The following is a 23,225-nucleotide window of genomic DNA, read 5'->3' on the forward strand; positions in this document are numbered from 1 at the left end:
TTGTCGGAGGCTGCGCGTTGTTCGTTGGGCTTTGGCTAGCGCCGCAGGTTCGGTGAGTCAACGGTTTTTTGCGGGTTTTTATGTGTGTAAAAAACGCGCGATTTAACTGCGGACCCATTAGAACGGGCGTTCCGGCCCCGAAAAACGGGTCTGTTCACAAGGTTATCCACAATTTGTGTGGATAACCTTCAGGTGCGGAATCGGCGTACTCGGCGGTAGGCTGCCGCGACACACGCAGTAAGCCAGCAAGTCGATTTTTATCGGTAATCGTGGAGTAGATATGAAAGCACCCTGGAATCTCATTCGTTATCTGCCCATGGCCAAGCGCTTGATGGCGGCAGGTCGCCTGCCTGCATTGCTGTTTGCCGTTGCCGGCAAAACGGCCAGTGAGGGCGGTCGGCTGGGCAAGATCAAAGACGATTTGAAACTGCTTCAGGCGTTGTGCCTGGCCTACTGGCGCGGGGAATATCGCGCCATCAGCGGTAAGGCGATTCTTTCGATCGTGGCCGGCCTGATGTATTTCCTCAGTCCTCTGGATGCGATTCCTGACTGGATTCCGGGTCTGGGGATGCTGGACGACATCGCCGTGCTGGCGTGGGTGATGAAACACCTCGAGGCCGAGCTCAGTGCGTTCCGTGCCTGGCGCGAATTGCAGAACCCCGAAAAGCTCGCGGTGGTTGAGCGTCTGCCGGCGACGCCTGTGTTGCTTGAGCACGAGAAGAAGATTTGAAGGCGGCTTTGGATGGGTGATTACTCGCGCCGTCCGCGATCCATTGACTCCGCACACGCCAGTCGTCTCCCACCGCTGGTAAGATGCCGCCATACTTAGAAAAAGACTACGTAAAGGCGTGGTTTGTCCTACAGAGGGGGGGTGGTATGGATCTTCAGGTTATCTCGCGCGATGGAGAGCCGGAATATGCGGTGCTGCCATGGGCGCAGTATCAGGCCCTGTTGCGGGCCGCGGGTGTTGTATCCATGCCTGCGTCCGCGGCGGCGGCTCATACTGAGGCCTCTGGCGGCCAGCCCTCCAGCGCAACTGATCTTCCTTCATTCGATCAGCTGGGTGCATTACGCCAAGCGAAGGGCTTGGAAGTGGCGCAACTGGCGCGCACGGTCGGCATCAGTCCCTCTTACTTGGACCTGATTGAAAGCGGCGCCCGTGAGCCGGACGCGGCCATTCGCCGGAGTCTGGCGTGGGAGCTGGGTGTTGCGGGCTGGCGGGGTGAGGCATGAGCGTGCGCATCAGTCGCCAGCACTGGGACGGATTGCTCGCCGAACTGGACCTTGCCCGTCGCCAGCGTCATCTGGTGACCTATCGCGCGTTGCTGGAGCGCTTGCAGTTACCTACACCCGCCATGCAAACCCTGACCGCTGCCCTCGAACACCTCGCCGCCCTCGACGCCCGCGCCGAGCAGCCGTTGCGCAGTTCGTTGGTGATCAGTCAGGGCGCCAGCCGACTGCCCCGCACCGGGTTCTTTGAATGCGTCGAGCGTTTGGGCCGATTCTCAGGCCCTTCGGACGGCGTCGCCGCTGCCTCCTGGCACGCCTCGGAAGTGGCCCGAGTGTTTGAGTTCGAGTACCCGCAGCCGGTGAAGCCGGAGTAGAGCAGGCGTCTGATTCCCGGTTCGCCGGCCTATCGCCTTCGCGAGCAAGCTCGCTCCCACAGGATCTGTGTCGCACTTGGTATTTCAGACTGATCTCGGAACTGTGGGAATGATCCGCCCACCCTCGGGTTTCCAGGCTGAACGCGGGCCTGTGGGAGTGAGCTTGCTCACGAAGAGGCCGGGACATCCACCGAATATTCAGCGGCTGAAATGCAGTCTTCGCGAGCAAGCTCGCTCCCACAGGATCAGTGTCGAACCCGGGATTCGAGATTGCCCCCAAACCCATCCTGTAATGCCGGCATCTCACCCCAATACCGCCTGATTCAACGTCGCCATCACCTCCGCCTCCAGCGTATCGATCACATGCAAACTCGCGCCGATTACGTCTTTGGCGTGGTGTTTGGCCTGGGAAGCCAGTTCAGCAAGCTGGCTGGCGTCCAGCGTGGTGCAGACTTCCGGATGCAGATGCACAACGCCGATGGACAGCGACAGCAGCGGAAATTCCTGACGGTGGCCTTGCCGGTTGAGCGCCACGAAGCAGCCCGCCTCCAGGTGCTCGGCACGGTAGAAGCGTCGGCACTGGTTCTGGAAATCCTCCAGCAGCATGTTCAGGCGTTTGCGCCAGTCGTCCGAGCCCAGCACCAACAGGAAATCATCGCCGCCGATGTGGCCTACGAAGTCGCGACTCGGGTCAATCCGGTCGTTGAGGCATTGCGCCAGACACAGCAGAACCTCGTCGCCGCGCCCGTAGCCATAGATGTCGTTGAAGGGTTTGAAGCTGTCGATGTCCACGTAGCAGATCATCGACTCGCGACCCTGCTGCAACAGCCGGGTCAGGCACTGCTGGATCGGTACATTGCCTGGCAGCAGGGTCAGCGGATTCGCGTAGCGCGCCTGCTGGATCTTCAGTTCCGTAATCAGTTTCAGTACATCGATGACCCGGCCCAGCCCAAGGTAGGCGCCGTTCTGCATGATGATGAAATCTTCTTCGATGCGTTGCCGCGCGCGGCTGGTGATGAGTCGGCTCACCTGCTGCAGCGACTGGCTCAGCTCGACGGCCAGAAAGTCGTCGCTCATCAGACGACTAATGGGCTTACGCGCATACAGTTCGGTGGCGAAGGGCTTGAGCAGCACGTCCGACAGCGAGTGACGGTGGACGATGCCGATCGGCTGATGCTGCTCATCCAGCACTGCCAGCGAGTTGAGATTGGCCTGCTTGCGGAATGCTTCGAGCACGGTCGCCGTGGGCGTGGTCTGCACCACTGCCGGCTGCTCGTTGAGCAGGGCGCTGAGGTCGCTGGTTTCCTCAACAAAAGTCGCGGCGGCAGGGTCGATTTTCGGCAGCAGCGCACGGGCGTCACGGGGCGGAAACTCCTGTGGCCGGCACAGCAAATAGCCCTGAACCAGCTCGACGCCCATGTCGATCAAGACCGCCAGCTCCTCCTGCAACTCGATGCCTTCAGCGATCACCAGCGCCCGCGACGCCTTGGCCATCTGCAGCATCGAGCCGACGAACTCGCGCTTGACCGCGTCCTGATGAATACCGTCGATGAAATGCCGGTCGATTTTCACGTAATCCGGGCGCAACTCGGACCACAGCCGCAGGCTTGAATACCCCGCGCCCAGGTCATCGAGGGCGATGGAAAAACCCATGTCGCGGTAGTGATAGAGCGCGTTGTACAACAGGCCGAAGTCATCCGTCGGCGTCTGCTCGGTCAGCTCGATGACCACGCGGCTCGGCGGGATTCCGTAGCGCTGCAACAGCTGCAAGGTCCGGCCCGGCGGGTGCGACGCTTCCAGCAGGGACTCCGGCGAGATATTGAGAAACAGCTTGCCCTCCAGCTGCTGCTGGCTGAAGCGCCGGCAGGCCGACTCGCGGCAGGCCAGTTCCAGCTCACTCAGGCGCCCGGCCTGGCGGGCCACGGCAAACAGACTGAGAGGGGAATGCAGCGCGCTGTTGGAAGGGCCGCGAGTCAGGGCTTCGTAGCCGAGAATGCGCCGATCCGATAGCGACACAATCGGTTGGAACAGGCTGTGCAAGTCGCCGTGAGTCAGGATCGAACTCAGAGCGCTCAGCTGTTCAGTCACGGTCATGGCAATCTCGGGGCAAGAAAAAGGGGCTGGACGCCTGTGGCGTCGAGCCCCGCTATTTCACGACAGCTTCATGACTGTTTGATGACTATTTGCCATCATTTCGTCACGTTTCATGCTGCTTTACTTTTTCGCCACCGAGCCGCTCAAGCCCAGATAATCGAGCAAGATGCGCCCGGTTTCAGCCAGATAGGCGTCATCCTCGGGTTTGGTCTTGTCGTCATCCGAAGGCAGCGCGTCTTCGTCTTCTTTCTTCAGCTCCTTCAGCGGCTCTTCGCCTTTGGCCTTGCGACGTACGTTCTCCATCGCCAGCTGCTGGCTCTCGATGTCGGCGTGTTGCTTGCGGCGTTCGGCTTCGTTGAGGCTGACGGTTTTTTCGCTCATCAACTTCTTCGCCAGCGCGAGTTTTTCTTCGATGAAGACAAACTCGGCGTCTTTGGCTGAACGCACGTCGTGGCGCGATTGCAGCTGAGCAAGGAACGGTTTGAACGGGTCCACCGCAGGCTTGATCGCCGGCTTGATGGTGTCGTAGGTCATGGCTTCAGGCAGCGCGCTTTCGCCGATTTCCTTGGTGTCGATGATCGACGGGTAGGCGATGTCAGGCAGTACGCCCTGGTGCTGAGTGCTCTGGCCGGATACCCGGTAGAACTTCGCCAGCGTCAGTTTCAGTTCGCCATGGTTCAGCGGCTGAATGGTTTGCACGGTGCCTTTGCCGAAGGTCTGGCCACCGATGATCAGCGCGCGGTGATAATCCTGCATGGCGCCGGCGAAAATCTCCGAAGCCGAGGCAGAGAGGCGGTTGACCAGCAACGCCATCGGGCCTTTGTAGAACGCACCGCTGTTTTCGTCTTCCAGCACATCGACCTTGCCGTCGGCGTTACGCACCAGAACGGTCGGGCCTTTGTCGATGAACAGACTGGTCAGCTCGGTGGCTTCCTGCAGCGAACCACCGCCGTTGTTACGCAGGTCGATGACCACGCCGTCGACTTTCTCCGACTGCAATTCGGTCAGCAGCTTCTTGACGTCGCGGGTCGTGCTCTTGTACTCGGGATCGCCGGCGCGGTAGGCCTTGAAGTCCAGGTAGAAAGCAGGGATCTCGATGACGCCCAGCTTGTAGTCCTTGCCGTCCTGGTTCAGGTGCAGGATCGACTTCTTCGCCGCCTGCTCTTCGAGCTTCACGGCTTCGCGGGTGATCGACACGATCTTGGTGGTCTGGTCGCTCGGCGCATTGCTGGCCGGGACGATTTCCAGACGCACGACCGAGCCTTTCGGACCGCGAATCAATTTGACCACTTCATCCAGACGCCAGCCGATCACGTCGACCATCTCTTTGTCGCCCTGGGCGACGCCGATGATCTTGTCGGCGGTCGCCACTTGCTTGGTCTTGGCGGCAGGGCCGGCCGGCACCAGGCGGACGATCTTGACGTTATCGTTGTCGCTTTGCAGGACCGCGCCGATCCCTTCCAGGGAAAGGCTCATGTTGATGTCGAAGTTTTCCGCGCTGTCAGGTGACAGGTAGTTGGTGTGCGGATCGTAGGACATCGCGAAGGTGTTCAGGTACGCCTGGAACACATCCTCGCTGCGGGTCTGGCCCAGACGCGCGAGTTGGTTCTTGTAACGCTTGGTCAGGGTTTCCTGAATCTTCGCCGGGTCTTTGCCCGCGATCTTCAGGCGCAGGACCTCATCCTTGACGCGCTTGCGCCAGAGGTCGTCGAGTTCGGCTTCGTTCTTGGCCCAAGGTGCGTCCTTGCGATCAACCAGCAAGGTTTCCTGGGTGTTCAGGTCGATCTTGTCGACGCCCTTGCTCAGTTGCGCCAGGGCGAAATCCAGACGCGACTTGATGCGGTCCAGATAGCGTTTGTAGATGGTAAAGCCTGGGGCCAGGTCGCCGCTTTTAAGGAAGTCGTCGAACTGGAAACGCCACTTGTCGAACTCGGCGATGTCGCTGGCGAGGAAGTAGCTGCGCGCAGGATCGAGGAGTTTCAGGTAGCTCTGATAGATGATTTCCGAACGCTTGTCGTCCAGCGGCGGCTTGCTGTAGTGGTGGCGCTTGAGTAGCTCCACGACATTCAGACTGGCGATGACTTCATCGCGATCAGGTTGAAGATTATCCCAGCTGTTGGCGGCGAACGAACTGGCTGACATTGGCAGGACAGTCAGGCCAATGAGTAATGCAAGGGTGGTGCTGGGTAAGAAATGCTTCATGCTGATTCGACGCGGGGACAATTGATAACGCATATTAGGCCGTCTTTGGAGGTCGCCGGTTCGGTCAGAACACGGTCGCATAATGCAAAAAGCCCAGTGGCCGTGAGGCACATCGGGCTCAGTCAAGACTCACTATGGAGGCACCGTGAAAGCATTGCAAGGCGTTGAAGGTCGTGTGGAATGGGTTGAAGAGCCATCGCCGACGCTGGATGTAGGACAAGTCCGCATCAAGGTCGCAGCCGCCGGACTCAATCGTGCCGATTTGCTGCAACGCTCGGGGCATTACCCGCCACCGCCGGGTGTCACGGAAATCCTCGGGATGGAATGTTCCGGGGTGATTGCCGAGGTCGGCCCGGGCTGCGCCTGGGAAGTCGGCGACCGCGTGTGCGCGCTGGTTGCGGGCGGTGCGATGGCCGAAGAAGTGGTGGTTGATGCACGGCATGTGCTGCCGGTGCCTGAGGGGATTTCGCTGCACGAAGCGGCGGCGATTCCTGAAGTATACGCCACGGCCTGGCTGAATCTGTTCCAGCTGGCTGGCCTCCAGCCTGGCGAAAAAGTGTTGCTGCACGCCGGAGCAAGTGGCGTTGGTTCAGCTGCCATTCAGCTGTGCAAGGCGTTCGGCAACCCGGTCTGGGTCACCGTGGGCTCGGCGGAGCGGCTGGCGTATTGCGAATCCCTCGGCGCCCAGGGCGGAGTGCTGCGCAACGAGAACCTGGATGCGCTGAACGACTTCGCGCCGTTCAACGTCATCCTTGACCCGGTGGGCGCCAACTACGCGGCGCTGAATCTGAAGGTGCTCGGCGTTGACGGTCGTCTGGTGCTGATCGGGCTGATGGGAGGGCGCAAGTCCGAGCTGGACTTCGCTCAGGTGCTGGGCAAGCGCATCCATATTCTGGGTTCGACCCTGCGCAGCCGCGACGACCAGTTCAAGGCCGACCTGCTCAGCGATCTGGGGCAGCACGTCATGCCGCTGTTCACCGAAGGCCGGCTCAAGCCACAACTGGCGCGCAGCTTTCCGATCAGCGAAGCCGAAGCGGCCTACGCGGAGCTGGCCACTAATCAGGTGTCGGGCAAGGTCGTGCTGGTGATCGACGACAGTCTGGTGTGACCCTGCTTTTGCCCTTGTGCTGTTCGGTATAGCCGTGCCTCGTCAGCCGACCGGCGGTGGCCCGAACTGTCATTTCTGACAGTAGTCAGCCTGGCCCATTCGGTTCTCAATAAAGCCTTGTTGCGTTGCCTGGTCGGCGAGTGCTGGCTGAGAACGCTTCATCGGACGAGGTGAGGACGGGATGGCCAGGGACAGCAATAAACAGCCGCTCATGCGGCGAACAGGGAACGTTTCGAAGATCAATCTGGCGGCGCCCCAGGTGCCGGCGATTATTGATCCGAATGATCCGCTCGGCCTCGTTGCGACGGGAACACAGTCCAATGATCTAGAAGTGCTGGTGCCGCTGTGGGCGCTGCCGGCTTCGGATGACGAGACCGACCTGCTGGAACTCTTCTGGAGCGGCGAGCCCGATAACTCGCCGGTGGCAAGCGCCAGTTTTCAAGGCCCCGTCGATCCTTCCCTGTTCCCTTTTTTACTCACGTTCGACAAGAAACACTTGCAGCCGGATGGCCAATACCAACTCTGGTACACGGTCACCAACGACGCTGCTGCGGTTGCACCTTCCGATCGGCGCACCGTCACCATCGACACCCGCCCGCCCAGCTACGACAAGCAGTTGCTGGCCTTGTTGTTGCCCAATGATCTGGTAGACGGGGTGATCAACGAAGCGTACCTGGCAAGCCATGGCGATCAGGTAGAGCTGCGCCTGCCGAGCCCTGTGTACCTCGACGCGAAAGAAGGCGATGTCGTTGACCTTTACTGGTCACAGGACAACCCGCCAACGACATCGGTTGTGGCCAGCGTGACGGTGACCCAGGCGCAGATCGAGGCAGACGATATCCGCATCAGCCTGCCCGGCGATGCCGTGCGCGCACCGGACCGGGATGGCAATTTCTACGCCACTTACAAAGTACGAGACCGTGCCGGCAACGAGACCGACTCGTTCTCCCGTGAAACGCCCGCTGCCGTTGCGCTGAAGCCACTGCCGGGGGGCGATCTCCCCGAGCCCGATTTTCCGGAAGCGGATATCTACGGCTACATCAACTGCAATAACGAGCCCTGGAATGGCATTACGGTACGGGTCACCTTCGTTCGTAACCTGTTCGAGTACCAGGACCAGATCACACTGTATTGGCAGGGCTATCACACGTTGAACGGCCACGATCCGATCGCGGGCACCGAGGGCGTATTTGCCAGAACGGTCAGCGTGAAGAACGTGACCGACGGTTATCTGGACATTCTGGTCGAGCCTTTCATTCCCCACATCGAACCCATCCTTGAAGGATCGGCGCTGGCCACTTACCGGTTGACGAAAGTCGGCGGGCAGTCGGGCGCGTCCTACGAGGGGCTAGTGAAGATCAATCGCAAGTTGCCCAGCGGCGAGATCTGCGGGCCGACGATGTTGGCCATGCAGTCTGACGCGTCGTTGGCTGACGGATGCAGTGCCTGCCGCAAGGTCAGGGGTTTTATCGCCCGCGTGTTTCAGGCAATCGGGCGCGGCGGTAGAGGGAAGTAACGCGGAAACAAAGGACGCGCCGGGCTGGGTGGGCGCGAGTCAACTCAAGGAGAAACGACATGAGCATCAAACCAACCAAACGATCCATCGTTCTCGCGAATGCGCTCGAACGCAGTGTCAATAAACTGAAAACCCAGAAGAGAGCAGGCCAGCCTCGTGCCACGCTCGTCGCGCCGGTGTTGCCCGACTGGTGGCCGGGGGAGCCGGAGTTCGCCGGTTTGGTTCCTGCGGATAAGCAAGAAGAGGACATGGACATCTCGATCGGTATTTGGCCAAACCCTGCGCAAGATGACCAAACTGATTTCTTGCAATTTGAATGGAAGTTGCAAAGCTCCTCCGACTGGCAACCGGCTCAGGCCGCGATTGAGCTCCCGGGGCCTCTGGATCCGGACAGTTTTCCTATCGTGTTGAAGTTGGCCAAGGAGAATTTCAAAATCCAGGGCACGTACGACCTTCGTTATACCGTTACAGGTGAAAACGGCGTCCTTACGCCGTCGGACCTTACTCAGATCATCATCGATAAAACGCCGCCGGCTAATAATCAATCGCCGGCCAAACTCACTTTCGTTGACCAGACAGTGACAGACGAGGGTATTACTGGAGAGTATCTGAACACGAATGGTGGTGTGGTGGTAGTGATCCCGGGTTATCAGGACGAGCAACCCGGGGATAACGTGGATCTATATGTCTATATGCCTGCCACCAGTCCCACCGAGCCAACGTATCGCGCTCCAATGGACCAGAACCGTCAAATCAAAATTCCAGCTGATAGGTTTGATGGTTTGCTGGATGGGTTCATCTATGTGTCCTACCGGCTACTCGACAAAGTGGGGAATCACGGGCCGCGCGCCGATGACACAATCACCGGCCTGTTCAGAAATCCACTGCCCGAGGCTCCCCTGCCCCTTCCCACGGTGCCAAGGATCTCGGATGACAAGATTCTGAATCTGGCTGACATTGCTTCGGGTACGGAAACCCTCGTTGAGATCGAGCATATCCCCAACGCTTTGGAAGGCGATGTGGTCGAGGCGACCTGGGGGACTGCTGCAATCAAGATTTTCCACGAAGTCACCCAGCCGGCGGCCAAGATAGTGCTGAGCGTACCGTATGACTCGATACTTGAGCCGGCCTACGGCGGCGCCACCACCGTGCTGCCTACTTCCGTCAAGTATGTCGTCAAACGCGGGAACAGGACGTTCGATTCACCCGAAGCGATCATTGATGTCGACTTTTTTGTGCCCGGGCCGGTAAACCCTGACCGCCCGAACCCTGAAAATCCGAACCTTCCCAAAGTAACGGTGCGGGGTACCGGCGCGTCGCCCGAAGATAACGTGCTTAACGAGGACGACGCAGGTAAGCCGGTAGAAGTTACCGTGGCTCTGTACCAACCTATCGGCCCACAGGAGAGGATGGTGTTGTACTGGTATTCGCTAGACAACCCGGTAGCCGAATTCGCTCCGGTCGTCGACGCGACCAACCCGTACACGTTCACTGTCGAATGGGACGCCATCAAGGATCTGCCAAGCGGGACCAATGTGCCGGTCTTCTACACTGTCGGACGTATGAATGACACTGGCAACATTGAGCTGTGCGTTCCTACCCTGGTTGATGTCAGTGCGGCCTTGCCGATCAAGCTTGCTGATCCGGAGTTTCCTGATGCCGGATCCGCTGCAGGCGGGGTTCCCATTCTTAACTGCAATTCATTCATCGGTCCGGATCAAAACGTTGCCGTCGAGATCCCGTCGAATACTCCGCGGTTGAAGGGCGGTGAAAAGCTCACTTTCACTTGGCAGTGCTACACCGACAAAGTCGGTAACGTCCCGGTGGGCGCGGCACTGGTAACCGAGAGAGATATCACCGAGGCCGAAGCTATCAATGGTTTTAGTCTGGTATTCGGGCCCTTCGAGACTCACATCAAGCCGGTCGGAACCAATGGTTCGATCAAGCTGACCTATGAATCCGATACCCAGCCGCCCATGAAAGGCGAAATGCTGATCAGGGCATCAGCGACGAATTCGGCCGGGTTTTGTCCTCCCAATCCGCGTCGTCGTGCCACCTCGAAAGGGTGCGGCTGTTAAGTTCGGGTCAACCTGAAATTTGCATCGTGCTGAGTCGTTTGATACCACCAGGGCCGCGTCACGCGGCCTTGGTGTTTAATCCGTCAGGTTTCCAAATCGGGCGGTAAACGGCAGGCGAAGTGCATTGTAGGAAGCTACGCTCAAAAGGTTAGGAAACGTCCTACAACAGATATGGATTTGAAGAATGTAGTCTTCGCGCCCTTATCCTGCGGCGCTTAATAGATGGTTCCGCGGGAGTGGCGTTTATTCCCAAGGAGCTGGTCATGGCTGAATCGCGTTTTATCCCCTCTCGATATTTCAAACCCTCAACCTTCATTTCTCTGGCCCTGTGCATCAGTGCCGTGGCCCAGGGGCGCGCGTTGTCACCTGGCGAGTCTACCGAGGTCAATCAGGGCGACTCGCCCGAGTCCTGGACCCTGGCCACCGGTTCTACCCTCACCGTTAACAACGGCGCACAAACGCTGTCGATCAACGGTGGAGGTGCAGGCAGCGTCGTCAATCTCAATACAGGCAGTTCGGCAGGCAGCGTCAACCTGAGTGCTCCAGGTGCTGTGGCCAACATCTCGGGTGCCAGCGTTATCGCAAGCGGCAGTGCCAACGCGCTGGTGCTCACCGACAGCTCGGCGATACTGAACAATGCCACCGTTGTCAGTACAAACGGTCTGGGTCTGTTCGGCACGCAAGTCGCCACCGGACCGGGGAGTTCGTTCCTGATCAACGGCGGCACCATTACCGGTTCCACTGGCGGCGCGTCGCTTTCCTTTGGCAGCAGTCTGGACGCCACCGGGGCGGTGATCTCCGGCACTTCCGGAAACAGTTATGGGGTCCGAGGTTTTGGCTCGGACATTTCCCTGCGCGACAGCACCGTGACGGGGGGGCTGAATGGTCTTGCCTACCGCGTGGACGTTTCCAACGTGCGACAGGGAACGATCAATATCGAAGGCTCCCACATAGAAGGCACCAACGGCGCTGCGATCCTGCTCAATGGTCAGGGCGGCGGAATGGTTGCCAACCTCAACCTGCTCAACGGCACCACCTTGACGGGCGGCAACGGCAATGCGCTGGAAGTTTCCAACACGGCGACGGCGAACGTGCTGCTGCAGAGCAGTGAAGTGACCGGTAACTTCGCTATCTCCAACGGCAGCATTGCCAATCTGACCTTCGATCAGGGCCGGTTGATCGGTAACGTTTCGGCGGATGCCACCAGCAGCGGCACCCTGGCGCTGAACAATGGCTCTGCGCTCACGGGCGATGTCACCGGTATTGATGCGGTCAATCTGAATGCGAGTTCCATTACCGGAAACGTAACCTCGGCCAGCAGCGCCGGTGTGGTTTCGCTGGCTAACGGGTCAGTGCTGGAAGGCAACGTCAACAGCGACAACGTCAGCCTGAACGGCAGTCAGATGATCGGCGATATCACGTCGATGAGCAGTGCCGGCGTGGTATCGCTGGTGGAGGGTTCGGCGCTGCAAGGTAACGTCAGCAGCGATAACGTCAGCCTGAACGCCAGTTCAATGAAGGGTGACATCACGTCGACCAGCAACGCCGGTGTTGTATCGCTTGTCGGCGGTTCGACCGTAGAAGGTCAGGTCATCAGCGACAACGTCAGTCTTGACGCCAGCTCGATTACCGGCGATGTCACTTCCGCCAGCGGAGCAGGTGCCGTCAAGCTGGTTCGCCGCTCTTTGGTAAGAGGCAACGTGAACAGCAACAACGTCAGTCTCGATGCCAGTTCGATAGCCGGCAATGTCACCTCGACCGGCACCGCGGGCGTTGTGTCGCTGGCGGCAGGCTCCCTGGTGGAAGGCAATGTCAGCAGCAACGACGTTAGCCTTGATGCCAGTTCGATAGTCGGCAATGTCACGTCGATCGGCGGGGCAGGTTTGCTGAAGTTGCTGGGCGGCTCAACGCTGAAAGGCGATGTCAGCAGCAGTAATGTCAGCCTGGATGCCAGTTCGATGTCCGGCGATATCACCTCCGGTGGCGGCGTTGTTTCGCTGGCCAACAATTCGGTGTTCACCGGCAACTTGATCAATGTCGACAGCGCCACCCTCGCGGGTTCCTCCACCTGGGATATGGTGGGTTCCAACACCCTCAACTCACTCGCGATGAATGACAGCACGGTGAGGTTTGGCGCAACCAACGCGTTCTACCAGCTCAACGTCGGCACCCTGTCCGGCAACGGCACCTTCGTCATGGACGCGGACTACCTCACCAACGAGCACGACCTGCTCAACGTCACCGGTTCTGCGACGGGCAGCCATACCTTGCTGATCGCAGGTTCGGGCGCCGACCCGACGTCACCACAGCCCTTGACTGTCGTGCAGACCGGGGGCGGTAACGCGACCTTTACCTTGGCGGGCGATCGTGCGGTGGACGTGGGGACCTATTCCTATCAACTGGCGTCGGCCAGCAACAGCGCTGGCGGGACCGACTGGTTTCTGGACCCGAGTACCGCGACGATCAGCCCCGGCACGCGCTCGGTGCTGGCGCTGTTCAACACCGCGCCGACGGTCTGGTACGGCGAGCTGACGTCGCTGCGCAGCCGCATGGGCGAGTTGCGCTTCAACGGCGGCAAGGCGGGCGGTTGGGTGCGCACCTACGGCAACAAATACAACGTCGATGAAGCGTCGGGTGTGGGTTATCAGCAGACGCAGCAGGGCTTGTCGCTCGGCGCTGATGCGCCGTTGCCCGTCGGCGACGGGCAGTGGCTGGTGGGGGTACTGGCCGGGCACAGCAAATCCGATCTTGATCTCAGTCGCGGTACGTCGGGCACGGTGAACAGTTATTACGCCGGCATTTACACGACCTGGATGGACCAGGCCAGCGGCTACTATTTCGACGGTGTGTTGAAGTTCAACCGCTTCCGCAACGACTCGAAGGTCAGTATCAGCGATGGCACGCGCGCCAAGGGTGATTACGACAACTCGGGCGCAGGCGGCTCGGTGGAGTTTGGTCGCCATATCAAGTTGAACGACGGCTATTTCATCGAACCCTACAGCCAGTTGTCCGCCGTGGTGATCCAGGGCAAGGATTACGAGTTGAACAACGACATGCGTGCGGAAGGCGATCGCACTCGTTCGCTGCTGGGCAAGGTAGGCATGACCGCAGGTCGCAACTTCGAGATGAGTGACGGCAAAGTGTTGCAGCCGTATGTTCGGGTGGCGGGTGTACACGAGTTCGCGAAGAACAACGAAGTTCAGGTGAACAACAACGTGTTCAACAATGACTTGTCCGGCTCGCGAGGTGAGTTGGGGGCGGGTGTTGCCGTGGCGTTTTCAGACAGCCTGCAGGTGCATGCTGATTTCGATTACTCCAACGGTGAGAACATCGAGCAACCGTTTGGGGCGAATGTGGGGTTGCGGTATAGCTGGTAAACAAAAAGCGGGAGAGCCTGAGTGGCTCTCCCGCTTTTTCTTATATAGCAATAACGCCGCAAGAACCGCCTGGGTACGTTATATAACCAGTCCCTTCCGCTCCGGTTACCATGTTCTTGGTCCGGTTACTGATGAGACCAGCGCTATCGGTGGACCAATATGAAAAGTTGCCCATTGGGAACTTGCTGCCATACATACTGTAGATCTGCCGCAGTTGACTCATATTCATCATGCTTAGGCCCGCGGCCGACGCTGCACTTTTTGCGCCGGCCCAAAAAAGATTCCCCAATCCGTGCACCATCACTACATTCGAAACCGTCACGGTGTAACTACCTCGCCGCCCTTGCTGGTCCTGAACCGTGATCGTCGCCGTTCCGTTTGATACCGATTTGATGAAACCGGTGCTATCGACCAACACGATTGAACCATTGCTTGACGAGTACGTGTAAGGTGCCACCCCGCTGGTTGGAGTCCTTCGGTAAGTCGTGCCTGCTGGCCAGTTCAAAGGTTCATAGCCTGGGTAACCTGCCAACCCCCATAGCCCACCATTCAGCGAAACGGACGACGGATCCAGTACGAAATCCGGTATCGGAGAAATAACCGAAAACTGACGCACGCCCGATGCAGGATTTTCAGCGTATTGCCCCACGGCTTTGAGACTGTGAGAACCCAGCGGCACGCCCACCGACAGGCTCCAGTTACCGTTACCCCCCACTGCGGTCTTCCCTTTGGAAGTGTTCTCGTCGAAAACTTCCACTTGTTCGTTCGGCGCAGCCGTGCCCGATGCCGTCACGGTGGTCTCCGTGGTGGTGCCTCCCTGATTGATCTCGCCTTTTGAGTCGCGCACGCTCAGGGTTGGCGCCGTTGCCGCCTGGACATTGAACGTCCACGGTGTGGACACCGGATGACTCGCGTACAACGCTTTGGCAGTCAGGCTATGGGCGCCGACCGACAGGCCGCTGACTGACCGCGACCAGTCGCCGTTGGTGTTCACGCTGGCAGTGCCTTTGGAAGACGCGCCGTCGAACACCTCCACGGACTGACCGATCGACGCCTTGCCCGACGCAGTGACCGTGTTGGCGTAAGTTGAACCGCCATTGCTCACCGGCGTTCCATCGGGTTCTACGACCTGGGTGATGGTCGGGGTCACCAAGGCTGTGATCGTGAAGTTTCGCACCGGAGATTCCGGGTAGCTTGCGTAGTCGCCTTTGGCTTTGATTCTATGGACGGCGACGTTCAGGCCGGTCAGAGGCAGTGTCCATTGTCCAGCCCCATTGGCGCTGACTTTGCCGAGAGTCGCCGCACCGTCAAAAACCTCGACCTGCAGGTTCGCACTGGCGCTCCCCGTCACCACGACATCGGTATCCACTGTAAATCCGTCGGGCGGAATCTCGACGTTTTTCGAGTCCTTGATGCTGGTAATCGTTGGGGTGACGGCGACCGCGACGATCACTGTCCAGACCGTTGATTCGGGCTCCGTGCCATATAACGCTTTGGCCTTGAGCGGATGCGACGCAATTGTCAGCCCCGAAACGGTCAACGACCAGGTACCGGCATTGTTTGTACGCGCCGTACCTTTGGAGGTGTTGCCGTCAAACAGCTCGATCTGTTGATCGGGACTGCCCTGGCCGGACACTGTGACGCTGGTCTCGACGGTCGATCCGCCGTTGCTGATTGGCCCGTTTGAATCGAGCACCTGAGTGATGGTCGGCGTCAGGTTGGCCACCACATCAAACCGACGGGGCGGCGAAACCATTCCGCTTCCATCCAGCGCGCTGGCCTTCAGGCTGTAGGTTTTCACGGTCAATCCCGGCAGGGATCCGCTCCAGACGCCGCTGCTGTTGGCAGTCACGGTGGACAGACGCGTGCCACCGTCGAGAATTTCCAGCTCGGTTTCGACGGTGGAAGTGCCGCTGATGCTCACTGTGGTATCGAACGTCGTCCCTCCGTCAACCACTTCTCCCTTGCTGTCGCTGACGCTGACGATCTGCGGGTTGACCCAGTCATGGTGCAGCTTGAAGGTGTACGCCGTTCGCGGAAACTGCACGGCAGTGCTCTCGCTGGCGGTGCGGTCGAAGGCGACATTACAGATCACCTCAAGACGGGTGTCCTGCCCGAGTTTTTCGAGCTCGGTGCGCGGGACGCTCTCGGACAGACCATTCGTGGCCTGGGCACTAGTCAGCACCGCGCCATCCAGCAGCGTGATGCTGTAGACGCCGCCGCTGCCGGTTTCCCCTTCAAGACGCAGCCACACGCGTTGCTCCGCCGCAGCAAAAGGCCACTTGCCCACGGTCGTCGTCGCGTTGCCGGTGAAGGTTGCCAGGTTCAGCGTCTGACCGTCGGCCTGGGTGATGGCCGGATGCGGCAAGTCCTTGTCAGGGTCGCCAAAGGGCAGTACAGAGAGCATCAAGGCGATGGACTGTTGCTCTGCCATGTAACGTTTGACGCGATAGGACACGCTGACACCGCGCCCAATGTTCGCGCCGACCACGGTAGCGGGCACGATGAAGTTGACTGGCCCATTCTCGCTGACCGTCTGTTCCTGGTCGGCAGGTGAACCGGCCCCCGGACTGCCCAGCCACATCATGGTGACGGTATCCTTCGGCTGCATGCTCTTGTAAAACACCTGCACGGTCACACCGGCCTGCGCCTTGATGGGGTCAAGTACCCCGTTGCTGGCTTCCAGTACGGTGGGGGCGGGCAGTTCGCCAATGGGTTTGCCGATTACCAGATCCAGTGTTTTCGAGTACTGAAAATGGCCGGTGGCGCCGCGTTTGAGTGTGTACAGCACCCTCACCACATTATTGATGTTGGCATCGACCAGGGGCCGCCGAACCTTGAAATCGACCGGCTTGCCGGCAATGGCAGTGGTGATGGGGAGCCAGTCGCTGCCGCTGCCCTCCAGCGGATGACCAAGCCAGTACCAGGTGAGCGTGTCTCCGGCGACCGTGCCGTTATAACTGACCTGTAACGTGACGTCGGCACCGGGATTCAGCTCGGGGTCGAGCTCGCCGCCCGGCGCTTCGAGGATGCTCGGCGCAGGCAGTTCGGCCAGGTGTTGTCCGACCTTGACGAGCAGATGCTCCGAGACCCGCACCGTGGATACATCGTTGAATACCCGGTAGCTGACGTCCAGCGTGCCGTTCTCAAGCAAGGCGATGTGTTCGCCCATCACAGGGATATAAACGACGTTGCCTACGTCGTTGGCGGTCACGAAGTGTTGGGTTTCATATAGATAGGGCGTGCCATTAACGCGGGTGCCGAGCCAGATCAGTTCAATCAGATCGCCATTGGCCATGCCGACGTAGACCGGAATCTCCACGTGGACGCGCTCTTCGTACGGGTCGAGCACATCACCGATCAGCTCCAGAATGCGCGGGATTTTCAGGGGGGCCACGCCGGTGATTCGGGCGATTGCCACTTTCGATGACTGCGGCATTTCACCGCTGGCTTTGTTCAGGACGTAGGACGCTTTAGCGGCGCCGCCGAGCAAGTCGCGCACAAGTGCGTTGGGGACAGTGGTGTAATAGATCGACGGGATGTTGCTCACCGTCACGGTCTGGCTATGCGTCACCGGCGCACCTGTGATTGGGGTACCGAGCCAGGTCATGGTCACGGTGTCGCCAATATGGAAAGGACCCACGGTAATGTTGATAACCACCGTGACGTCGGCGCTGCCCAGATCGCCGAGGTCGATCACCCCGTTGAAGGCTTCTTCGATGATCGGTGCGGGCAGCGTCCAGGCGCCGGCGTCCACCTTTACGCGGGTCGGAAGCGACCAGTCCTCGGAGAAGTTCCACACCTCGTCGTAGACCTGATAGTGGACGAGCAGCGCTGAGTCATTGCCAGCTGCGAGTATGGCGTCCTGATCGACGGTGATGACGATAGGCTCTTCGCCCCCGGCCTCGGTTTCAGTGATCTGCCGACGGAGAGACACAGTGCCCCACTGCAACTCGACAGTGTCGCGAGCCTTACGTCCGGGGTAATTGCGGATGGTCACGGGGATGCCAGCAGCTGCCGAATTTTTATCAACGCCGTTATTGACAATGTCCTCCGGCAGCTCTGGCGCCTTGAGTTCGGAGTGCCCGGGTTTATGCGGATCCTGGTCCACGCCTCCCGGCCGATCGAGTTTGACCCGCAGGCGCAACGGCACTGAGTCTTCGGGCGTGTTTGTGCCGGTGCGGGTCAGTCTGTAGAACACCCTTTCAGCCCAGTCAGGCATGTCCCAGACGGTGTGCAGCGTGAAACCAATGCGCTTGTCGATATCGTCGGCGACCACCGTGTGACTGCCCACCCGAGTGTCGTCCCAGTAAAACTCGACAAGGTCGCCCTCCTGCATGCGCAGCCAAGGGTCGACGGAAACTAATATACCGTCCGGGTCTTCTTCGAGGCGGATATTGATCCCGCCGTCACCGCCCTCGACGGGGGTGACCAGACCAGTGATCAGCACCGGACGCAACGCGAGTATCGAGTAGTCGCCGTCCGAGGGTGGGAGGAGGGTGCCTGAGTCTCGTTTCATGGTGAGCTTCCTTGTTCAGGGGGGACGCTGACCGGGGATTGGCAGCGAAACGTCTGCATAGGCTGCCGTCGACTCCCCAGCCGGAGATTTGATCGGGAGCGCCATCCACCGGTCGGCCCTGGACTGGCCTTACAGGTGTCGCGCCCCAGGTTGATAAACACTGTCGAGCTGAACATTCATCGCGGCGTGAACCCCATGTCCCCGCCGCACTCGCTTTTCATACCAACGTGAAATACCGAAGGCGGGAGGGCGCCCCGTTACCCAGAATCCAGACTCGATGGGAAGGGTGGTCAAGAACGGTGACCTCTAATGTCCACTGGCCGTTGGCGTTGGCCATCACAGTACCGAGCTGCGCGCCTCCTCCTTGTTCGCTCGGGGCGTCCAGGAGCTTCACTTCCAGGTTTGGATAGGACGTACCAGCAAAGGTCAGTCTTCGGTCGGAAGTCGTGCCGTGGTCCGGTATTTCGTCGCCGCTCGAGTCCTTGATGCTGGTAATGACCGGATTGGCAGGCATGGCGTTGACGCTGAAGGTGCGCACCGCCGACTCCGCTTGATCGCCATACAGCCCTTTGGCCTTTATGGCGTGGGATGTAACAGCCAGACCACTGATCCCGAACATCCACTGGCCGTCCGCGTCTGCAGCCGGTTTGCCCTGGGAGGTAGTGCCGTCAAATACTTCCAGGCCAAGGTTGGGTGCCGCGGTGCCACGCAGGGTCACGCTGGTGTCGGTTGTCGAACCGTTGTCGGGGATTTCCTGCTCGTTGGAGTCCGTGATGCTGCTGATCACGGGAGGGTCGAGCACCACCGGCTGACCGATGCTGAACACCAGCTTTTCGGAATCGCTGCGGCGATCCGCACGCTTCACCCAGTACGAGGCCTCGACAGTGCCGCCCTTGTTGCCTGAAATAGCTGCTTGAGAAATCTCGAACACTATGTCTTTGTTCAGGGTGAGTGATGTGATCGTGATCCAGTCTTCCACGTCGAAAGCGATGCCATGCCACAGGTAATGCACTTCATCGCCTATGGCCATTTCCCGGTAGGCCGTAACGGTCAGCTTTGTTCCGGGTAACTGGGGATCCATCACTCCATAGGCATCGATCCCTGCAACTGCTGGCGCCGGTAACTCGGCAAGCGGCGGGCCGATGTTCAGCGTTGCGGCGCGGGCGGATTCGCGGTTGACGGGCGTGCCGTCCACATCTCTGATGAGGATGAAATACAACCCGAGGGTGCCGCCCTCGATCGCTTTGAGGTGCGTGCCCGGTACGGTGATATTGATCGGAGCCTTGTTGGTCGCTTCGCCGTTGGTGATGTTATGCGGGCTCAACAGCGGGTCGTAAATGCTCAAGTCAGTCCGGGTGCCGATCCATTTCAGGACGAGCTGATTGCCGGCCGCCATGCTGTCATCCCACGGGATCTGCACGGTCGTGATGGGGAGGTTCGGATTGATCGCGCCCTGCGCGGCATCAAGGGCAACCGGCGCGGCCATGCGCACGGCCTCGCCGATGACACTGATGAACGCCCCGTTGGACTCCGACCTGGTACTGTCCTGATGCAGCAAATAATAAGAGAAAGCCGCCTGGGTTTGAGCCAGCTGTCGGACCACGGCGTTGGGGATCTGGATCTCGTACATATCCGGCAAGTCGTCGATAATGACTTCCGCCGCCTCATGGATGACCTGCTGGCCCTCGGCAGTGGTGCCCGTCAACTTCACCACGATCCTGTCGCCCAGGATGAAGCCATCCTTGACCTCTCCGAAACGCGAGAGTGCCTGTTTGCCCATCGACGCGCGCAACCGCGCGGCCTGTTGCGGCGTTAATGAGTTGTAGAGTTGCTTCGTCATCTTGCGATTATTGGACGCCCAGACCACCACCGTTACCGGGCTGCTCCCCAATGTGTCCAGGTCCAGCACGTTACTGGTTGCTTCACGGACAATCGGCGAGGGCAGCCGGGATGTATCGGTCCTGACGGTGATACGGATCTCGGCGGCCCAGTCCTCCGAGCGGTTATCGACGATGTCGTAGACTTCATAGGTCACGGCCAGGCCTTCATTGTCTGAGTCTCCTGCCTCAAGAATGACTGCCTCTTCGACGGTGATCACGATCGGCTGATTCACTTCGTCTGCAGTGACCTGGTGGTACACAAACTTCCCGCCCCAGGAAAGCTTGATGACGTTCCATACAGCCATTTCAGGGTATGGCGCAATCGTGACCGGCACGCCCGCCTTGGCATCCTCCTCATCCACACCAAATAAAACGATCTCCTGCGGCATTGACAGTTTTAGTGCCGAATGCCCGGGGGTATCCCCGTCCTGATCTTTGCCACCGGGGCGCTCGATTTTGACCATTATGTCGGTGGGGTCGGACCGCTCAACTTCCTGGCCCAGCCGCTTCACGTCGTACCACAGGGTGTAAATGCCGGAATTGAGGTGCCTGGCCTGAATAAAGGCAGTCACCCGCTGGTTGACCTCCTCCGCCGTGATGGACTCCGAGGTGACCTCCACGGGCTGGCCAGGATTATGCTCAGGGTCAGAGAGGAGCGACACCGACACGCTGTCGCCGGTACCCATGGTCGACCACGCCGGAATATAGAGCTGCAAGCCGTTTTGCGGAAAGTTATCCAGCACGGCGCCGTGGTTGATGCCCCATAGCGTCTGGTTGGGTGCAGCGGGTGGCTCGGGGAGAGGCTGACTGGTGCGACCGGGGATTTCCAGCTTGTCGAGAGCGTTGGTGCCGCTGGAAGGATGAGACGAGTTGCGCGGCGCTGAGGTCATGGCGGGTGACTCCTGTCGGGAAATTTCCAGGAGTCATTGGGCGCCGGATTGAGGGAACTGACTACTGTCACAAGTGACAGGTTCTGCTGCCTTTGGTCGGCTTTAACGGCGTGCAGCACTGCCTGTCATGGTTGGGCAGATGACACGTTCAGAGGTGTGTCCGGCCGGTGCGTCGAGGGTTATTTCCAGCTGTGAATGGGCCAGTCCGCTTGTTCAGCCCTCTCGCGCAGCACGGGGTCCGGGTTCACTGTGTGAGGAAAATCCACCTTCTCCAGCAGTGGCAGATCATTGCGCGAATCCGAGTAGAAACTCGCGCCCTCCAGGTTTTCGCCTTCCTGATCCAGCCACGCCATCAGCCGTGTGATTTTGCCTTCGCGGTAGGTGAGCACGCCGCTGGTCTTGCCGGTGTAAACACCGTGGGCGACTTCCAGGTCGATGGCCAGCACTTCATCAACGCCGATGCGCTCGGCAATGGGCTTGACCAGATGCACGCCCGACGCCGAGATGATCAGAATGCGATCGCCCGCAGCGCGGTGCTCGGCAATGGCTTTGGTGGCATCGCTGAAAATGATCGGCTCGATGTAGTCCTCGACCCAGGGCCCCACCAGAAAATCCACTTCCTCCGGCGTGCGCCCGACCATCGGGTCCAGGCTGAACGCCATGTAATCTTCCATGGCCAGTTCGCCCCTGCCGTAGGCGGCCATCAGTTCATGGTCCTTCTTCATGAACCACTCGGGATCGACCCAGCCCAGCCGCCCCATCTGTTCGCTCCACAGGCTTGAACAGTCACCGTGGATCAGGGTTTCGTCCAGATCGAAAATTGCTAAAGGCACGCGCGCGCTCCTCTCATCAGTGTTGGTTCTCTTGGTGTCCGGCGCGCAGCGGCAAGTTCCGAGCGGCAAGCTGCAAGAAAAAGCTGGATCACCGCTGCGCCCTCTTGCAGCTTGCAGCTTAAAACTTGCAGCTGCTTCAAACGGCACACAACGCCGAATCTTCGATGTGCAGGGTGACGCGCTGGCCGTTCGGGTGCAAGTCGCTGGCCGAGCGATTGAGCACGTCGACCACCAGTTCCACGCCCCGGGCCTCGACGCGATAGCGGATCACGTTGCCCAGCAGGCTGTGGCTGCGCACTTCGCCTTCCAGCGAGCCGGTCAAGCTCAATTGAATCGCTTCCGGGCGAATCGCCACGCGGCTGTTGATCGGGCGTTGCATCAGGCGGCTGGCGGCGTCGGCCTCCAGCAGGTTGTAGTTGCCGATGAAACCGGCGGCGAAGGCATCGACCGGCGCGGTGTACAGGGTTTCGGCGTCGCCGCTCTGCACGATCCGGCCCTGGTTCATCAGGAAAATCCGGTCGGACATGGTCAGCGCTTCTTCCTGATCGTGGGTCACGAAAATCGTCGTCAGGCCCAGCTCCTGCTGAATCGCGCGGATCTGCTCGCGCAGGTGCTTGCGGATGCGCGCATCGAGGGCCGACAGCGGTTCATCGAGCAGCAGCAGGCGAGGGCGGGTCACCAGGGAACGCGCCAATGCGACGCGCTGACACTGCCCACCCGACAGCTGATGGGGGTAGCGCGTGGCGAACTCGTTCAGCTCCACCAGCTTGAGCACCTCGGCCACGCGCTGCTTCATTTCATCGGTGCTGACTTTCTGCATGCGCAGGCCGAAGGCAACGTTCTGTTCCACGTTCATGTTGGGGAACAGCGCGTAGCTCTGGAACACCATGCCAATGCCGCGCTTCTGCGGCGACACCGGCACCAGGTCTTTGCCGTCGAGGAAGATGCTGCCGCTGGTCACCGACGTCAGCCCCGCGATGCAGCGCAGCAGGGTGGACTTGCCGCAGCCGGACGGGCCGAGCAGGGTGACGAATTCGCCTTTCTGGATTTCGCAATTGATGTCGCTGAAGACCGCTGTGCTGCCGTAATTCTTCTGCAGGTTTTCGACACTGACGAAGCTCATA

The 23,225-nt window shown here is 59.7% G+C and carries 13 protein-coding genes; 7 read left to right on the top strand and 6 right to left on the bottom strand.

What is annotated here, in order from left to right; translation table 11 throughout:
• Window positions 1-280: 280 nt before the first annotated feature.
• From AC07RO_RS09770 to AC07RO_RS09780, 3 genes are all read left to right on the top strand, one after another.
• Window positions 281-730, top strand: a complete 450-nt coding sequence (locus AC07RO_RS09770; RefSeq protein ID WP_065986833.1) for a YkvA family protein — start codon at window positions 281-283, stop codon at window positions 728-730.
• 146 nt (window positions 731-876) lie between these two features.
• Window positions 877-1,233 (top strand): helix-turn-helix domain-containing protein, encoded by a 357-nt coding sequence (locus AC07RO_RS09775; protein ID WP_282373213.1) that lies wholly within the window; start codon window positions 877-879, stop codon window positions 1,231-1,233.
• The gene (locus AC07RO_RS09780) at window positions 1,230-1,604 is read left to right on the top strand and encodes a hypothetical protein (protein ID WP_192170934.1); all 375 of its coding nucleotides are present in this window, start codon (window positions 1,230-1,232) and stop codon (window positions 1,602-1,604) included. Before AC07RO_RS09775 ends, AC07RO_RS09780 begins: the two co-directional genes overlap by 4 nt.
• A gap of 303 nt (window positions 1,605-1,907) precedes the next feature.
• Here AC07RO_RS09780 and AC07RO_RS09785 read toward each other — a convergent pair whose 3' ends face one another.
• Window positions 1,908-3,698, bottom strand: a complete 1,791-nt coding sequence (locus AC07RO_RS09785; protein ID WP_495085913.1) for a bifunctional diguanylate cyclase/phosphodiesterase — start codon at window positions 3,696-3,698, stop codon at window positions 1,908-1,910.
• A 120-nt stretch (window positions 3,699-3,818) separates the two neighbouring features.
• The gene (locus AC07RO_RS09790; protein WP_346625471.1) at window positions 3,819-5,900 is read right to left on the bottom strand and encodes a carboxy terminal-processing peptidase; all 2,082 of its coding nucleotides are present in this window, start codon (window positions 5,898-5,900) and stop codon (window positions 3,819-3,821) included.
• Window positions 5,901-6,045: 145 nt separating this feature from the next.
• Between AC07RO_RS09790 and AC07RO_RS09795 the strand changes: the two genes are divergently transcribed.
• From AC07RO_RS09795 to AC07RO_RS09810, 4 genes are all read left to right on the top strand, one after another.
• On the top strand, window positions 6,046-7,008 hold the full coding sequence (locus AC07RO_RS09795) for an NAD(P)H-quinone oxidoreductase (RefSeq protein ID WP_463582496.1): 963 nt from the start codon (window positions 6,046-6,048) through the stop codon (window positions 7,006-7,008).
• Between the two features lie 211 nt (window positions 7,009-7,219).
• Window positions 7,220-8,524 carry a hypothetical protein gene (locus tag AC07RO_RS09800; protein WP_495085914.1) on the top strand — a complete coding sequence of 435 codons (1,305 nt, stop codon included), beginning with the start codon at window positions 7,220-7,222 and terminating at the stop codon, window positions 8,522-8,524.
• A 59-nt stretch (window positions 8,525-8,583) separates the two neighbouring features.
• Complete coding sequence (locus AC07RO_RS09805; RefSeq protein WP_495085915.1) at window positions 8,584-10,602, top strand: hypothetical protein; 2,019 nt, start codon at window positions 8,584-8,586, stop codon at window positions 10,600-10,602.
• A gap of 263 nt (window positions 10,603-10,865) precedes the next feature.
• On the top strand, window positions 10,866-13,979 hold the full coding sequence (locus AC07RO_RS09810) for an autotransporter outer membrane beta-barrel domain-containing protein (protein ID WP_495085916.1): 3,114 nt from the start codon (window positions 10,866-10,868) through the stop codon (window positions 13,977-13,979).
• A gap of 40 nt (window positions 13,980-14,019) precedes the next feature.
• Here AC07RO_RS09810 and AC07RO_RS09815 read toward each other — a convergent pair whose 3' ends face one another.
• The 4 genes from AC07RO_RS09815 to AC07RO_RS09830 form a co-directional block, all read right to left on the bottom strand.
• Complete coding sequence (locus AC07RO_RS09815; protein WP_495086035.1) at window positions 14,020-18,429, bottom strand: immunoglobulin-like domain-containing protein; 4,410 nt, start codon at window positions 18,427-18,429, stop codon at window positions 14,020-14,022.
• Between the two features lie 286 nt (window positions 18,430-18,715).
• Complete coding sequence (locus AC07RO_RS09820; protein WP_495085917.1) at window positions 18,716-21,268, bottom strand: hypothetical protein; 2,553 nt, start codon at window positions 21,266-21,268, stop codon at window positions 18,716-18,718.
• 179 nt (window positions 21,269-21,447) lie between these two features.
• On the bottom strand, window positions 21,448-22,101 hold the full coding sequence (locus AC07RO_RS09825; protein ID WP_495085918.1) for an HAD family hydrolase: 654 nt from the start codon (window positions 22,099-22,101) through the stop codon (window positions 21,448-21,450).
• Between the two features lie 136 nt (window positions 22,102-22,237).
• Complete coding sequence (locus AC07RO_RS09830; protein WP_495085919.1) at window positions 22,238-23,224, bottom strand: ABC transporter ATP-binding protein; 987 nt, start codon at window positions 23,222-23,224, stop codon at window positions 22,238-22,240.
• Window position 23,225 lies beyond the last annotated feature (1 nt).

The sequence above is a fragment of the Pseudomonas sp. GW821-FHT07F05 genome (genome assembly GCF_059418765.1).

Excerpts from the sequence above, each read along its gene's own strand:
- AC07RO_RS09770 (WP_065986833.1), top strand. The coding sequence starts at position 281 with ATGAAAGCACCCTGGAATCTCATTCGTTATCTGCCCATGGCCAAGCGC.
- AC07RO_RS09775 (WP_282373213.1), top strand. The coding sequence starts at position 877 with ATGGATCTTCAGGTTATCTCGCGCGATGGAGAGCCGGAATATGCGGTG.
- AC07RO_RS09780 (WP_192170934.1), top strand. The coding sequence starts at position 1,230 with ATGAGCGTGCGCATCAGTCGCCAGCACTGGGACGGATTGCTCGCCGAA.
- AC07RO_RS09785 (WP_495085913.1), bottom strand. The coding sequence starts at position 3,698 with ATGACCGTGACTGAACAGCTGAGCGCTCTGAGTTCGATCCTGACTCAC.
- AC07RO_RS09790 (WP_346625471.1), bottom strand. The coding sequence starts at position 5,900 with ATGAAGCATTTCTTACCCAGCACCACCCTTGCATTACTCATTGGCCTG.
- AC07RO_RS09800 (WP_495085914.1), top strand. The coding sequence starts at position 7,220 with ATGCGGCGAACAGGGAACGTTTCGAAGATCAATCTGGCGGCGCCCCAG.
- AC07RO_RS09805 (WP_495085915.1), top strand. The coding sequence starts at position 8,584 with ATGAGCATCAAACCAACCAAACGATCCATCGTTCTCGCGAATGCGCTC.
- AC07RO_RS09810 (WP_495085916.1), top strand. The coding sequence starts at position 10,866 with ATGGCTGAATCGCGTTTTATCCCCTCTCGATATTTCAAACCCTCAACC.
- AC07RO_RS09820 (WP_495085917.1), bottom strand. The coding sequence starts at position 21,268 with ATGACCTCAGCGCCGCGCAACTCGTCTCATCCTTCCAGCGGCACCAAC.
- AC07RO_RS09830 (WP_495085919.1), bottom strand. The coding sequence starts at position 23,224 with ATGAGCTTCGTCAGTGTCGAAAACCTGCAGAAGAATTACGGCAGCACA.